A 13,042-nucleotide genomic window follows, 5' to 3' on the forward strand; every position below is an offset into this window, starting at 1 on the left:
CTCGCTCCTACGAGGGGGCAGGCCTGATGCCGCCGGAGCACTTTTCCACAGGCAAAAAAAAGGATGGCTGGCGCCATCCTCGAAGGATGAAGGGGCGAGGCCCCTCCTGGTGAGTTCGTTTGCCTGATCAGCCCTTCAGCGGCACGAGGCGCGGGGCGATCATGTTTTCCGGGCGGAGGATGTCGGCCAGCATGGACTCGTCCAGCAGCTTCTCTTCACGCACCAGTTCCAGCACGCCGCGGCCACTTTCCAGGGCTTCCTTGGCGATGCGGGTGGCGTTCTCGTAACCGATGTACGGGTTCAGCGCGGTGATCAGGCCGATGGAGTTTTCCATCAGGCGGCGGCAATGCTCGACGTTAGCGGTGATGCCGACGATGCAGTGCTCGCGCAGCATGTCCATGGCGCGCTGGAGCAGGCGGATCGAGTCGAAGATCTTGTAGGCGATCAGCGGCTCCATCACGTTCAGCTGCAGCTGGCCGCCTTCGGCTGCCAGGGTCAGGGCCAGGTCGTTACCGATTACTTCGAAGGCCACCTGGTTGACGGCTTCCGGGATAACCGGGTTGACCTTGCCCGGCATGATCGAGCTGCCCGGCTGGCGCGGCGGCAGGTTGATCTCGTTGATGCCGGTACGCGGACCGCTGGAGAGCAGGCGCAGGTCGTTGCAGATCTTCGACAGCTTGACCGCGGTGCGCTTGAGCATGCCGGAGAACAGCACGAAGGCGCCCATGTCGGAGGTGGCTTCGATCAGGTCGGCGGCCGGGACGACCGGGTGGCCGCTGATGGCTGCCAGGCGCTCGACGGCCAGCTTCTGATAGCCGGGGTCAGCGTTGATGCCAGTGCCGATGGCGGTGCCGCCGAGGTTCACTTCGGTCAGCAGCTCGGGCGCCAGGCGACGCAGGCGGTCGAGGTCTTCGCCCAGGGTGGTGGCGAAGGCGTGGAATTCCTGGCCGAGGGTCATCGGCACAGCGTCCTGCAGCTGGGTACGGCCCATCTTCAGTACACCGGCGAACTCTTTACCCTTGGCGGCGAAGGCCTGGATCAGGCTATCGAGGCTGGCCAGCAGGGCATCGTGGCCCAGCAGCAGGCCAAGGCGAATGGCGGTGGGGTAGGCGTCGTTGGTCGACTGCGCCATGTTCACGTCGTTGTTCGGGTGCAGGTACTTGTACTCACCCTTCTGCTTGCCCATGGCCTCGAGGGCGATGTTGGCGATCACCTCGTTGGCGTTCATGTTGGTGGAAGTACCGGCACCACCCTGGATCATGTCCACCACGAACTGGTCGTGGAAGTCACCACGAATCAGGCGGGCACAGGCTTCGCTGATGGCGGCGTGCTTGTCGGCGCTGAGGTGGCCGAGTTCCTTGTTCGCATCGGCGGCGGCCTGCTTGACCATGGCCAGGGCTACGACCAGCTTCGGGTAGTGCGACAGCGGAACACCGGACAGGCGGAAGTTGTGAACCGCGCGCAGGGTCTGGATGCCGTAGTAGGCCTCGGAGGAAACTTCGAGGGTGCCGAGCAGGTCTTTTTCGATGCGGAAGGATGCAGCGGAGGACATGATGCAATTCATCTCTGGGGGAACACGGCCAGTGCCGCGATGCCCAATAATCTAGGCCTGTGGCCGTTTGTCGGCCAATGCTGTTATTCGCTGGGTCATGCACAATCGGCATAATGTCCGAGTGACGCGGGTTCCGCCGCGAACGTGTGCACCAAAATCGAGCATTCCGGAATCTGACGATGAACCTGGAAACCAAATGGCTGGAAGACTTCGTCGCCCTGGCCAACACCCGCAGCTTTTCCCAGGCCGCCGAGCGGCGATTCGTGACTCAGCCGGCGTTCAGCCGACGCATCCGCAGCCTGGAGGCGGCGCTTGGCCTGACCCTGGTCAACCGCTCGCGCACCCCCATCGAACTGACCGAGTCCGGGCAATTGTTTCTGGTGACCGCGCGCAGCATGGTGGATCAGTTGGGTGAGGTGGTGCGCCACCTGCATCACCTTGAAGGCCAGCAGGGCGAAGTCCTGCAGTTCGCCGCCGCGCACTCGCTGGCGCTGGGTTTTTTCCCGCAGTGGATCGCCCGGCTGCGGGCCGACGGGCTGAACATCGCCAGCCGCCTGATCGCCACCAACGTCGGTGAGGCCGTGCATTCGCTGCGTGAAGGGGGATGCGACTTGATCCTGGCCTTCTACGACCCGGACGCGGCGCTGCAGATGGACCCGGAAATCTTCCCCTCGATGAACCTGGGACGAACCGAAATGCTGCCGGTCTGCGCGGTGGACGCCAGCGGCAAACCGCTCTTCGAGCTGGACAGCGGCCAGAGCGTGCCGCTACTGGCCTATAGCGCTGGCGCGTTCCTCGGCCGCTCGGTGAACATCCTGCTGCGCCAGCGCGCATTGCGTTCGACCACGGTGTATGAAACCGCCATGGCCGACAGCCTGAAGAGCATGGCATTGCAGGGGTTGGGGGTGGCCTGGGTGCCGCGCTTCAGCGCCCAGGCCGAACTGGCCCGTGGTGACCTGGTGATCTGTGGCGGCAGCCAATGGCACGTGCCGCTGGAAATCCGTCTATACCGCTGCGCCCTGGTGCGCAAGGCGGCGATCCGTCTGCTCTGGCGCAAGCTGGAAGGTGGGGTAGGCGGGGAGAGCTGATCGCTGTAGGAGCCAGCTTGCTGGCGAATGCGCTGTCCCGTTCGCGAGCAAGCTCGCTCCTACAAGGCGCGGGTTCCCTATATCTCGACGACGATCCTCCCTTCAATCTTCCCGGCACGCATCTGTTCGAAGATGCCGTTGATGTTGTCCAGCTTGTCGCGGTGGATGGTGGCCTTGACCAGACCTTCACCGGCGAAATCCAGGGCTTCCTGCAGGTCGGCGCGGGTGCCGACGATGGAGCCGGTGATGCTGATGGCTTTCAGCACCACGTCGAAGATCGGCGTGGGGAAGTCGCCCGGTGGCAAGCCGACAAGGGCTACGGTGCCGCCGCGTCGGGCCATGCCGATACCTTGGCCGAACGCACTGTTGGAGACGGCCGTGACCAGCACGCCGTGGGCGCCGCCGATATCGCGCTGGATCACCTCGGCCGGGTTCTCGTCGAGGGCGTTGATGGTCAGGCTGGCGCCGAGCTTGCGCGCGAGTTCGAGCTTGGTGTCATCCACATCCACGGCGGCGACGTGCAGCCCCATGGCGCGGGCGTATTGCACAGCCACATGGCCAAGGCCGCCGATACCGGAAATCGCCACCCATTGGCCGGGCCGCGCACCGGTCACCTTCAGGCCCTTGTAGACGGTGACGCCGGCGCAAAGAATTGGCGCGATCTCGGCGAATTCGACGTTTTTCGGCAGGATGCCGACGAAATTCGGGTCAGCCAGCACATATTCGGCATAGCCGCCGTTCACCGAGTAGCCGGTGTTCTGCTGGCTTTCGCAGAGGGTTTCCCAGCCGGTCAGGCAGTGCTCGCAGCAGCCGCAGGCGGTGTAGAGCCAGGGCACGCCAATGCGGTCGCCTTCCTTCACGCGGGTAACGCCGGCACCCACCGCCGCGACGTGGCCCACGCCCTCGTGGCCGGGAATGAAGGGCAGGCTGGGTTTCACCGGCCAGTCGCCTTCGGCGGCGTGCAGGTCGGTGTGGCACACGCCCGAGGCTTCTATCTTCACCAGAATCTGCCCCGGGCCGGGCAGGGGAACCTTCACTTCCTCGATCCGTAGCGGTTCGCCAAAGGCGTGGACAACCGCAGCTTTCATGGTCTGGTTCATGGCATGCACCTCCTTGGAAGAGACCTCCGATTCTGCGCCGCTACCTCTTGCGAGCATTGCGCTGGAGCAAGGTTTAGCCGCGTCCACGCCCTGCTGCGCCAGCTCTGGACGAGCGGTAAGCGCAAATGCACGCCAGGCGTGGCTTTGCGTTATACTGCGCGGCCTTCGGCCGGCAGCGCGTCCCGCTGTCCGGCCCCACATTGCAGACAAGCCACGCCATTGCGTGGCTTGTTGTTTTTTGGTCGCGCCAACTGGCGCACTTTGATGAGGCACGACGATGAGCGCACTGGTAGGCGTGATCATGGGCTCCAAGTCCGATTGGAGCACCCTCAGCCACACCACCGACATGCTGGAAAAGCTGGGCATTCCCTATGAAGTGAAGGTGGTTTCCGCCCACCGCACTCCGGACCTGCTGTTCCAGTACGCCGAAGAAGCCGAAGGCCGTGGCATCGAGGTGATCATCGCCGGTGCCGGCGGTGCCGCCCACCTGCCGGGCATGTGCGCGGCCAAGACCCACCTGCCGGTGCTTGGCGTGCCGGTGCAGTCGTCCATGCTCTCGGGCGTCGACTCCCTGCTGTCCATCGTGCAGATGCCCGCCGGCATCCCGGTCGCCACCCTGGCCATCGGCAAGGCCGGTGCGATCAACGCGGCCCTGCTGGCTGCGAGCATCCTCGGTGGCAAGTACCCGAAATACCACGTGGCGCTGAAGGACTTCCGCCGCGAGCAGACCGACATGGTCCTGGACAACCCGGACCCGCGTGAGGCCTGAGTCATGAAGATCGGCGTAATCGGTGGCGGCCAGCTGGGTCGCATGATGGCCCTGGCGGGCACCCCGCTGGGCATGAACTTCGCCTTCCTCGACCCGGCGCCGGACGCCTGCGCCCAGGCCCTTGGCGAGCACATCCGCGCCGATTACGGCGACCAGGACCACCTGCGCCAGCTGGCCGATGAAGTGGACCTGGTGACCTTCGAGTTCGAGAGCGTGCCGGCCGAGACCGTAGCCTTCCTCTCGCAGTTCGTGCCGGTCTACCCGAGCGCCGAAGCCCTGCGCATCGCCCGAGACCGCTGGTTCGAGAAGTCGATGTTCAAGGACCTCGGCATCCCGACTCCCGAATTCGCCGACATCCAGTCCCAGGCCGACCTCGACGCCGCAGCCGCCAGCATCGGCCTGCCAGCCGTGCTCAAGACCCGCACCCTGGGCTACGACGGCAAGGGCCAGAAGGTCCTGCGCAAGCCGGAAGACGTGGCTGGCGCCTTCGCCGAACTGGGCAGCGTGCCGTGCATCCTCGAAGGTTTCGTGCCCTTCACTGGCGAAGTCTCGCTGGTGGCGGTGCGTGCCCGCGATGGCGAGACCCGCTTCTACCCGCTGGTGCACAACACCCACGAGAACGGCATCCTGCGCCTGTCCATCGCCAGCACCGACCACCCGCTCCAGGCCTTGGCCGAGGATTACGTCGGCCGGGTGCTGACCAAGCTGGACTACGTCGGCGTGCTGGCCTTCGAGTTCTTCGAAGTGGACGGCGGCCTGAAGGCCAATGAGATCGCCCCGCGCGTGCACAACTCCGGCCACTGGACCATCGAAGGCGCCGAGTGCAGCCAGTTCGAGAACCACCTGCGCGCCGTCGCCGGCCTGCCGCTGGGCTCCACTGCCAAGCTGGGCGAGAGCGCCATGCTCAACTTCATCGGCGAAGTACCGGCTGTGGATAAAGTGATCGCCGTCGACGACTGCCACCTGCACCACTATGGCAAGGCCTTCAAGGCCGGCCGCAAGGTGGGTCACGCCACCCTGCGCTGCGCAGACCGCGCCACTCTCGATCGCCAGATCGCCGCAGTCGAAGCGCTGATCGTCCAGCCCTGACGTCCATCCGGCCGCCCTGCGGGGCGGTCGATGGCAAGCGTTCTCAAGTGCATCTAGGCTCAGGCATGCCTCAACTACATTCGGGAGGGCATGATATGGGCATCATCGGCACCATCATCATCGGGCTGATCGTTGGCCTGATCGCACGTTTCATCAAACCCGGCGACGACAGCATGGGCTGGATCATGACGATCCTGCTCGGTGTCGGTGGTTCGCTGCTGGCCACCTATGGCGGCCAGGCTGTGGGCATCTACCAGGCCGGGCAGGCCGCGGGATTCATCGGCGCGGTGGTAGGCGCGGTGGTGCTGCTGGTGATCTACGGGCTGGTGAGGAAGAGTTAGCTGACCGCTATTCCGTGGGGCTGGGAACTGCCTTCCCGCGCGGTTAGTCTTAGCGCCTGATGTTCCCGCCCCATGCGTTGAAGAGTCCTTCCATGCGCCGTCTCGCCTGCCTGCTCCTGCTGTTCTTCTGCACCCTCGCCCGCGCCGAACTTCCCGAAACCGACTGGCTGGAACTGATGCCGCCGGAGGACCGCAAGGCCCTCGAGGAAATGCCGGACATCAGCCACGACTCGCCCGAGGCCGACGGCACCTTCGGCCAGCTAGGTGGCCTGAAGCAGCAGGACAAGAACCTGCCGGCGGTGATGTATTCCGCGAAGACGGTAGCGGCGCTGAACGGCAAGACGATCCATATCGGCGGCTACCCGGTGCCGCTGGAAAGCGATGCCAAGGGTCGCAGCACGCTGTTCTTCCTGGTGCCGTATCCGGGCGCCTGCATCCACGTCCCGCCGCCGCCACCGAACCAGATCGTGCTGGTTCGCTACCCCAAGGGCATCCAGCTCGACGACATCTATGCCCCCATCTGGGTCGACGGCACCCTCAAGGTGGAACAGGTCAGCAACGACCTGGCCGACGCCGCCTATGCCATGGATGCCGGCAGCGTGCGGCTGGTGGAGGAGGGGGATCTGTAGTTCTTCCTGGCGGAGCTGCTTTTGTAGGTTGGACCACGCTCTATCGGTCCACCATCGGGGCTCGGCCGAACTGCGCTGGTGGATGAAAGAGCGCCATCCACCCTACGAACCATAGAGAGCCCGTAGGGTGGGCCGGGCGGCGTTCCGCTTCAGCCCACCACCGGCATCAGAGCGGCGTGCTGCTGATGTTGAGCACCATCTGCTGTTCTTCGCCGGGCCGCAGCACCAGGAAGTCGTCCATCACACGGGCGGTTTCGATGCAGAGCATGCCCTTCCAGGCATCTTCGGCGAACTGGGACAGCCGCCTGGACTTGTCGATCCAGGGGTTCCACACCACGGCAGACGCGGAACCGTCGGCTTCCAGCAGGATGCGGCGCTTCCAGGCGCGGTCGACGATGGCCATGCGTCGCGGCGTTTCCAGGTAGATGCGGTCGGTTTCGCCGCGGAAGGCGACAGAACCCTTCTGCTTGCGCTCCTGCCAGTTCTCCAGGGTCTCGATGTAACGGCAGTCGTCCAGGCCTTCCACTTCCACGTCCTGGATATCGCTGACGGCGAAGTAGCTGTGCAGTGCCTGGCTGATGGCCAGGGGGCGGTCGCCGGTATTGCGGGTGGACAGGGTCATCCGCAGTTGCTCGTCCATCAGGATGGACAGCTTCAGTTCGGCGGCATGGGGCCAGCCGGGCAGCGGTTCGGCGGCGGTGTCGAGGGCGAAGTCCAGGCGCACTGCCGGGCCTTCGCTGTCGATGCCCAGCAGCGTCCAGTCGCGCTCGCGTACCAGACCATGGGCCGGGCAGATCGGGCCGCCCTTGTGCATGCCCTGGATTTCGGCGGGATTGCGCCGCAGGTCGCCGAACCAGGGCCAGCACACCGGTACGCCACCGCGCACCGCCTTGCCCTTCTGGTAGGCGGCCTGGCCACTGAGCCAGATCACCGGCTCCTCGCCGTGGGGCTGGTAGCTCAGGACCTGCGCGCCCTGCTGGGCCATCAGCAATTCCCCGTGACGGGTATGCACCCGCCAGCAGACCAGTTCATCCACCTCCAGCTGTTCCACGGTGGGCAGGGTTTCGTCGTACATCGCAATCTCCGCTTGCTGTGCTGTCGGGCCGCCAGGGCGCCATCTGCTATTCGAAACAGCATGGCAGAGGCGGCGAGGGCTTTCTCGGGATTCGACCAGGGACCGGGCGCTGAGGTTGCCAATGATCTTATTTTGACGCGCTCTCATCTGTTGTTCGTAAGTGATCCTCCACTTGTCGGCAATTTGACATGGGTGGTCAGAGGCCCCGGCTGGTGCGGGCTGGCCGGACCCATCGCTAAGCTCTTCATTTATGGGCGGTCCTTCCCCGAAACCGGGGAATAGCGGCACGCAGGTGCCGGAAAGGGCCCGCATCGGCGCACCTAGACTCAGCTTTACCCGCTCGCAAGTGGAGTCTGTGCCATGCGCAAGCTACTGATAATTATTCCTATTTTCGCCTCCCTGGCGATGTTGCTGGGGCTCTGGGCGCGGCCCGATCCGGTGCCCGTGCAGCTGGTGGAAGTGGGCAAAGGTGAAGTGGAAACCCTGGTGGCCAATACCCGAGCGGGTACGGTGAAGGCCTGCCGGCGCGCGCACCTGTCGTTCAAGACCGGCGGGCAGGTCAGCGAACTGCTGATCCATGCCGGGCAGCGAGTGCAAGCGGGTGACGTGCTGATGCGCTTGCGCCAGGACGATCTTCAGGCGCGGGTGGAGGAAGCCCGCGCGCGCCTCGATGCCCAGCGCAACCTGCGCGAGCAGAGCTGCCGCCAGGCCAGCCAGGACAGCCGCGACCAGCAGCGCCTCGAACGCCTGGCCGAGCGCAAGCTGGCCTCCGAGGACCTGATGGACCAGAGCGTTACCCGCGCGCGGCTCTCACAGCTCTTGTGCAGTGGCGGCGAGGCGAAGATCCGCGAGGCCGAAGCCAGCCTTGACCTGCAACTGGCGCAACTGGACCAGGCCACCCTGCGGGCGCCCTTCGCCGGCATAGTCGCGGAGATCAACGGCGAGCTGGGCGAAGTGGTGACGCCCTCGCCACCGGGCATCCCCACGCCGCCGGCGGTGGATCTGATCGACGACCAATGCCTCTATGTGGAAGCGCCCATCGACGAAGTGGATGCCGCCCTGGTGCGTCCGGGCATGCCGGTGCGCATCACCCTGGACGCCTTCCGGGGACGCAGCTTCGAGGGCCGGGTGACCCGTATCGCGCCCTTCGTGCGTGAGCTGGAAAAGCAGGCGCGCACGGTGGATGTGGAAGTGAAGTTCGAAAAGGTTCCGGCGGACTTGATGCTGCTCAGCGGCTACAGCGCCGATGTCGAAATCCTCCTGGCACAGCGCGCACAGACCCTGCGGGTGCCCACGGAAAGCCTGCTGGAAGGCGGCAAGGTGCTGCGCTACGACCCGAGCAACGGCCACCTGCGGGAGCAGAAGGTGGAAATCGGCCTGGCCAATTGGCGCTGGAGCGAGGTGAAGGGCGGGCTGGCCGCTGGTGATCGCATCCTGCCCAGCCTGCAGCATGAAGGCCTGGCCGACGGCAGCGTGGTCAGCCCCAGTGCCAGTTCCACAGAGGCAGCGCCATGATTCTCATGCACCAGGTCAGCCGCTGCTTCCAGTTGGGGCAGGAGCGGGTGCGCGGCGTCGACCATCTCGACCTGGACGTGGCCGACGGCGAGTACCTGGCCATTACCGGCGCGTCCGGCTCGGGCAAGTCCACCCTGCTGAATATCCTCGGGCTACTGGATGCGCCGGACAGCGGCGAATTCTGGCTGGACGAGGAGCCCACCGCCTGCCTCGACGAAGCGCGTCGCGCGGCCCTGCGCAGCCGGTTGATCGGCTTCGTGTTCCAGTCCTTCCATCTGATTCCGCGCCTGACCGCGCTGGAGAACATCGAGCTTCCTATGCTGCTGGCCGGTATCGAGCCCGCCGAGCGTCACCGCCGCAGCTTGCAACTGGCTGAACGCCTCGGCCTGGCTGAGCGGCTGCGGCATCATCCGGCCGAGCTGTCCGGCGGCCAGCGCCAGCGGGTCGCCATCGCCCGCGCCATGGTGATGCGGCCGCGCCTGCTGCTGGCCGATGAACCGACTGGCAACCTCGACAGCCAGTCCGGCGTCGAGGTGGTGGAGCTGCTTGAGGAGCTGAACGCCGAGGGCCTGACCCTGATCCTCGTCACCCACGACGCCCAGCACGCCGCCCGTGCCCATCGCCAGATCCAGATGCGCGACGGCTGCATCCTCTGCGACCGGCGCCAGGGGGCGCTGCACTGATGGACCCGCTGGACGCTTGTCGCTTCTGGCTAGGCGCGATGCGCGGGCATGGATCACGCAGTGTCATGCTCCTGCTGGCGATGGCCGTGGGGGTGTTTTTCGTGACCCTGCTGGGCGGCCTGGGGGAGGGCGCGCGGGCCTACGTGCTGGGGGAGTTCTCCCTGCTCGGGCGCGACATTCTCATTGTCCTGCCAGGCCGCAATGAAACCACGGGTGGCATGCCGCCCATCACCGGCATGGCGCCCCGGCCCCTGACCCAGGCGGATGCCGCCGCCCTCGGCCGTCTGCCGGCGGTGCACCGCGTGGCGCCGCTGCATGCCGGGCAGGTGGAAATCAGCCACGACAACCGCAATCGCGAGGCCCTGACCCTGGGCACCACCCGCGACTTCTTCGCCCTCCGCCAGCTGCGCCTCGCCCAGGGGCAACCCCTGCCGGTGCTGGAGCCGGGGCAGGGGGGCGAGGTCTGCGTGATCGGCAGCCGGCTGCGCCAGGAGCTGTTCGGCAGCGCCCCGGTGCTGGGCCAGTGGCTGCGGGCCGGCGACCGGCGCTTCCGGGTGATCGGGGTGCTGGACGAGCGCGGCGAATCCCTCGGGATGGACTTTTCCGAGGCGCTGATCGTCCCGGTGGCCAGTGCCGAGGCGCTGTTCAATCGTGAGGCACTGTTCCGCGTGTTCGTCGAAGCCCGTGGCCCCAGTTACCTTGAAAGTGCGCGGCGGCAGGTCCTGGCGACCCTGACCGAGCGCCACCAGGGCGAGGAAGACGTCACCCTGCTCAGCCAGGACTCCATGCTCGCGGCCTTCGACGGCATCCTCAACGGGCTGACCCTGGCCTTGGCCGGCATCGCGGCCATCAGCCTGCTGGTGGCCGGCATCCTGATCATGAATGTCACCTGGATCGCCGTGCTGCAACGCACCGCCGAGATCGGCCTGCTCAAGGCGGTGGGCGCCAGCTCGGCGCAGGTGCGGCTGCTGTTCCTCGGCGAAGCGGCGCTGCTGGCGTTGCTGGGTGCCGGTACCGGATTGGCGCTGGGTGAGTTGCTGCTCTGGGTCGGACGGCTGGCCACCGACCTGCCGCTGCATGCGCCCTGGTGGGCGCGATTGGGCGCTCCTTCGCTGGCGGTGGCGGCGGCATTGTTGTTCGCCTGGCTGCCGGCCAGGCACGCTGCGGCCCAGGTGCCGGTGCAGGCGTTGCAGCCGCAAGGGAGTCATTGATGCGCTGGCGCGATGGCCTCGGCCTGTGCGGCTCGGCGCTCTCCAGCCAGCCCCTGCGCAGCCTGTTGACCCTGCTCGGCGTGGCCATCGGCATCGCCGCCGTGGCACTGCTCACCGCCATGGGCGAGGGCATGCGCAGCCGCGTGCTGGACAGCTTCGCCCAGTTCGGCACGCGGGTCGTCACGGTGCGTCCGGGCACCCTGCCCACGGGCGGCATCGGCGGCATTCTCGCCAGCGCGCGACCGCTGACCATCGCCGATGCCGACGCCCTGGGTCGCCTGCCCCATGCCGAAGCCGTGGTGCCGATCATCCAGGGCAATGGCGATATCCAGGCGGAAGGCCGACAGCGGCGCGTGGACATCCTCGGCACCGGCTCCCAACTGGCGGAGGCCTGGCGCGTGCACATGGCCCTGGGGCAGTTCCTGCCGCCCTCGCGGGACGGCCGCACGCCACCCTATGTCGTGCTCGGTGCGAAGCTGGCGACGGAACTGTTCGGTGCGGCCAGCCCAGTGGGCCAGCGGGTGCGGGTGGGTGGCATGAGCTTCCGGGTGATCGGTGTGATGGCGAGCAAGGGCAACCTGCTGGGCTTCGACCTCGACGACATTGCCTACATCCCGGTGGACTGGGCGGAGAGCCTGTTCAACCGCGAGGGCCTGGTGAAGATCCACGTGCTGTTCGACGACAGCGTGCCAGCCGACCCCTTCGCCGACGCGGTGCGCCAGTTGCTGGTGGAGCGCCACGGCCGTGAGGACTTCCGCATGACCTCCCAGGGCGACCTGCTGGGCAGCCTGAATCGCATCCTCGCCACCATCACCCTCGGTGTTGCGGCGCTCGGCGGGATCTCCCTGTTCGTGGGGGCGGTGGGCATCCTTACCATCATGACCACCACCGTTGGCGAACGGACCGCCGAGATCGGCCTGCTCCGCGCCGTCGGCGCCGCGCCGCGCCAGGTGCTGGCGCTGTTCCTCGTCGAGGCGACGCTGCTATCGCTACTGGGCGGGGTGCTGGGGCTGGTGATGGTGGGCGTCATGCTTGGGCTGCTGCACCTGATGTTGCCCGGGCTGCCGCTGAGCCTGAGCCCGCCGCTGGTGCTGCTGGCGCTGCTGTTGTCGGTACTGGTGGGGATGGGCGCGGGCCTGGCGCCGGCCCGGCGTGCTGCCCGGCTGCGCCCTGTCGATGCGCTGCGTCTGGAATGAAGGCCGGACGGTGATTCGATGGTTGTGGAAGCGAATTCATTCGCGATTGAAATCGCTCCCACAAGGTGACCGCCAATGAAAAAAGGGCCGCTGATGCGGCCCTTTTTGCGATGGCTTCAGCCCCGGCGCGGCGGGACCGGGCGGGTGCGGCCGCTGCCGTCGATGGCGACGAAGACGAACACCGCTTCGGTGACCTTGCGCCATTCGCTGGAGAGCGGGTCGTCGCTCCAGACTTCGACCAGCATCTGGATCGAGCTGCGGCCGATTTCCAGGGTCTGGGTATAGAAGGAGAGCTGGGCGCCCACGGCCACCGGAACCAGGAAGGCCATGCGGTCGATGGCCACTGTGGCCACGCGGCCTGCGGCCACCTTGCTGGCCATGGCGGTGCCGGCCAGGTCCATCTGGGAAACCAGCCAGCCACCGTAGATGTCGCCAAAGCCGTTGGTTTCACGCGGGAGCGCGGTGATCTGCAGGGCGAGGTCGCCTTGCGGGGTGAGGTTCTCTTCTTCTTCGATATCGATCATGCCGGAACTGCCTGTTTCGTGTGTGGCGCCAATGCCGGAGAGGGGCGGGCCCTTCTCCTTCCCAATGCGCCAGCCGACCCACTGCATGCCGACCTGCGCTGAACAGCGCGCAGTATATAGCCATGAGGTGGTGCCAGACGACCGCTGTGACGCGCCAGAGGCGGTTTTGTGGCTCGGACTGTGTACATTTGGTCGTTTTTGATATGTTGCCTGGCGATTTGCCGCCCAAGTAGCGGCAAACGCTCCGCACCCCCAGACGAGAATCTCCCC

General features: G+C 66.3%; 13 protein-coding genes. 9 read left to right on the plus strand and 4 right to left on the minus strand.

What is annotated here, in order from left to right:
* Window positions 1-127 precede the first annotated feature (127 nt).
* A complete protein-coding gene (gene aspA, locus E8F06_RS18395) occupies window positions 128-1,552 on the minus strand; it encodes an aspartate ammonia-lyase (RefSeq protein WP_280369857.1) in 1,425 nt (474 codons plus the stop codon).
* A 179-nt stretch (window positions 1,553-1,731) separates the two neighbouring features.
* Here aspA and E8F06_RS18400 point away from each other — a divergent pair, with 179 nt between their 5' ends.
* Window positions 1,732-2,640: a LysR substrate-binding domain-containing protein gene (locus E8F06_RS18400; protein WP_280369859.1), complete on the plus strand. Its 909-nt coding sequence runs from the start codon at window positions 1,732-1,734 to the stop codon at window positions 2,638-2,640.
* A gap of 77 nt (window positions 2,641-2,717) precedes the next feature.
* Here the strand turns inward: E8F06_RS18400 and adhP are convergent, their stop codons facing one another.
* A complete protein-coding gene (gene adhP / locus E8F06_RS18405; protein ID WP_280369860.1) occupies window positions 2,718-3,740 on the minus strand; it encodes an alcohol dehydrogenase AdhP in 1,023 nt (340 codons plus the stop codon).
* Between the two features lie 277 nt (window positions 3,741-4,017).
* On the opposite strand from adhP, the gene purE reads away from it, so the two are divergent.
* From purE to E8F06_RS18425, 4 genes are all read left to right on the plus strand, one after another.
* On the plus strand, window positions 4,018-4,509 hold the full coding sequence (gene purE / locus E8F06_RS18410) for a 5-(carboxyamino)imidazole ribonucleotide mutase (protein WP_077524410.1): 492 nt from the start codon (window positions 4,018-4,020) through the stop codon (window positions 4,507-4,509).
* Window positions 4,510-4,512: 3 nt separating this feature from the next.
* Window positions 4,513-5,598, plus strand: a complete 1,086-nt coding sequence (locus tag E8F06_RS18415) for a 5-(carboxyamino)imidazole ribonucleotide synthase (RefSeq protein WP_280369862.1) — start codon at window positions 4,513-4,515, stop codon at window positions 5,596-5,598.
* 95 nt (window positions 5,599-5,693) lie between these two features.
* Window positions 5,694-5,939 (plus strand): GlsB/YeaQ/YmgE family stress response membrane protein, encoded by a 246-nt coding sequence (locus E8F06_RS18420; protein WP_280369864.1) that lies wholly within the window; start codon window positions 5,694-5,696, stop codon window positions 5,937-5,939.
* Window positions 5,940-6,031: 92 nt separating this feature from the next.
* Window positions 6,032-6,568 carry a DUF3299 domain-containing protein gene (locus E8F06_RS18425; protein ID WP_280369866.1) on the plus strand — a complete coding sequence of 179 codons (537 nt, stop codon included), beginning with the start codon at window positions 6,032-6,034 and terminating at the stop codon, window positions 6,566-6,568.
* A gap of 166 nt (window positions 6,569-6,734) precedes the next feature.
* Here E8F06_RS18425 and E8F06_RS18430 read toward each other — a convergent pair whose 3' ends face one another.
* On the minus strand, window positions 6,735-7,643 hold the full coding sequence (locus E8F06_RS18430; RefSeq protein WP_280369868.1) for a D-hexose-6-phosphate mutarotase: 909 nt from the start codon (window positions 7,641-7,643) through the stop codon (window positions 6,735-6,737).
* Window positions 7,644-8,003: 360 nt separating this feature from the next.
* Between E8F06_RS18430 and E8F06_RS18435 the strand changes: the two genes are divergently transcribed.
* From E8F06_RS18435 to E8F06_RS18450, 4 genes are read left to right on the plus strand one after another with little or no spacing between them, the layout of a single operon-like run.
* The gene (locus E8F06_RS18435) at window positions 8,004-9,158 is read left to right on the plus strand and encodes an efflux RND transporter periplasmic adaptor subunit (RefSeq protein WP_280369870.1); all 1,155 of its coding nucleotides are present in this window, start codon (window positions 8,004-8,006) and stop codon (window positions 9,156-9,158) included.
* Complete coding sequence (locus E8F06_RS18440) at window positions 9,155-9,841, plus strand: ABC transporter ATP-binding protein (RefSeq protein WP_280369872.1); 687 nt, start codon at window positions 9,155-9,157, stop codon at window positions 9,839-9,841. The genes E8F06_RS18435 and E8F06_RS18440 overlap by 4 nt, the downstream gene beginning before the upstream one ends.
* Entirely contained in the window at window positions 9,841-11,052 is a 1,212-nt protein-coding gene (locus E8F06_RS18445; RefSeq protein WP_348532262.1) for an ABC transporter permease, read from the plus strand. Before E8F06_RS18440 ends, E8F06_RS18445 begins: the two co-directional genes overlap by 1 nt.
* Window positions 11,052-12,248 (plus strand): ABC transporter permease, encoded by a 1,197-nt coding sequence (locus E8F06_RS18450; protein WP_280369876.1) that lies wholly within the window; start codon window positions 11,052-11,054, stop codon window positions 12,246-12,248. The genes E8F06_RS18445 and E8F06_RS18450 overlap by 1 nt, the downstream gene beginning before the upstream one ends.
* Window positions 12,249-12,364: 116 nt before the next feature.
* Here the strand turns inward: E8F06_RS18450 and E8F06_RS18455 are convergent, their stop codons facing one another.
* Window positions 12,365-12,772: an acyl-CoA thioesterase gene (locus tag E8F06_RS18455; RefSeq protein WP_120653904.1), complete on the minus strand. Its 408-nt coding sequence runs from the start codon at window positions 12,770-12,772 to the stop codon at window positions 12,365-12,367.
* Window positions 12,773-13,042: the final 270 nt, after the last annotated feature.

This window comes from Pseudomonas sp. BN411 (assembly GCF_029871235.1).
Taxonomy (GTDB): Bacteria; Pseudomonadota; Gammaproteobacteria; order Pseudomonadales; family Pseudomonadaceae; genus Metapseudomonas.

Coding starts and splice junctions, on each gene's coding strand:
- purE (WP_077524410.1), top strand. CDS start 4,018: ATGAGCGCACTGGTAGGCGTGATCATGGGCTCCAAGTCCGATTGGAGC.
- E8F06_RS18420 (WP_280369864.1), top strand. CDS start 5,694: ATGGGCATCATCGGCACCATCATCATCGGGCTGATCGTTGGCCTGATC.
- E8F06_RS18450 (WP_280369876.1), top strand. CDS start 11,052: ATGCGCTGGCGCGATGGCCTCGGCCTGTGCGGCTCGGCGCTCTCCAGC.
- adhP (WP_280369860.1), bottom strand. CDS start 3,740: ATGAACCAGACCATGAAAGCTGCGGTTGTCCACGCCTTTGGCGAACCG.
- E8F06_RS18415 (WP_280369862.1), top strand. CDS start 4,513: ATGAAGATCGGCGTAATCGGTGGCGGCCAGCTGGGTCGCATGATGGCC.
- E8F06_RS18435 (WP_280369870.1), top strand. CDS start 8,004: ATGCGCAAGCTACTGATAATTATTCCTATTTTCGCCTCCCTGGCGATG.
- aspA (WP_280369857.1), bottom strand. CDS start 1,552: ATGTCCTCCGCTGCATCCTTCCGCATCGAAAAAGACCTGCTCGGCACC.
- E8F06_RS18455 (WP_120653904.1), bottom strand. CDS start 12,772: ATGATCGATATCGAAGAAGAAGAGAACCTCACCCCGCAAGGCGACCTC.
- E8F06_RS18440 (WP_280369872.1), top strand. CDS start 9,155: ATGATTCTCATGCACCAGGTCAGCCGCTGCTTCCAGTTGGGGCAGGAG.
- E8F06_RS18445 (WP_348532262.1), top strand. CDS start 9,841: ATGGACCCGCTGGACGCTTGTCGCTTCTGGCTAGGCGCGATGCGCGGG.
- E8F06_RS18425 (WP_280369866.1), top strand. CDS start 6,032: ATGCGCCGTCTCGCCTGCCTGCTCCTGCTGTTCTTCTGCACCCTCGCC.
- E8F06_RS18400 (WP_280369859.1), top strand. CDS start 1,732: ATGAACCTGGAAACCAAATGGCTGGAAGACTTCGTCGCCCTGGCCAAC.
- E8F06_RS18430 (WP_280369868.1), bottom strand. CDS start 7,643: ATGTACGACGAAACCCTGCCCACCGTGGAACAGCTGGAGGTGGATGAA.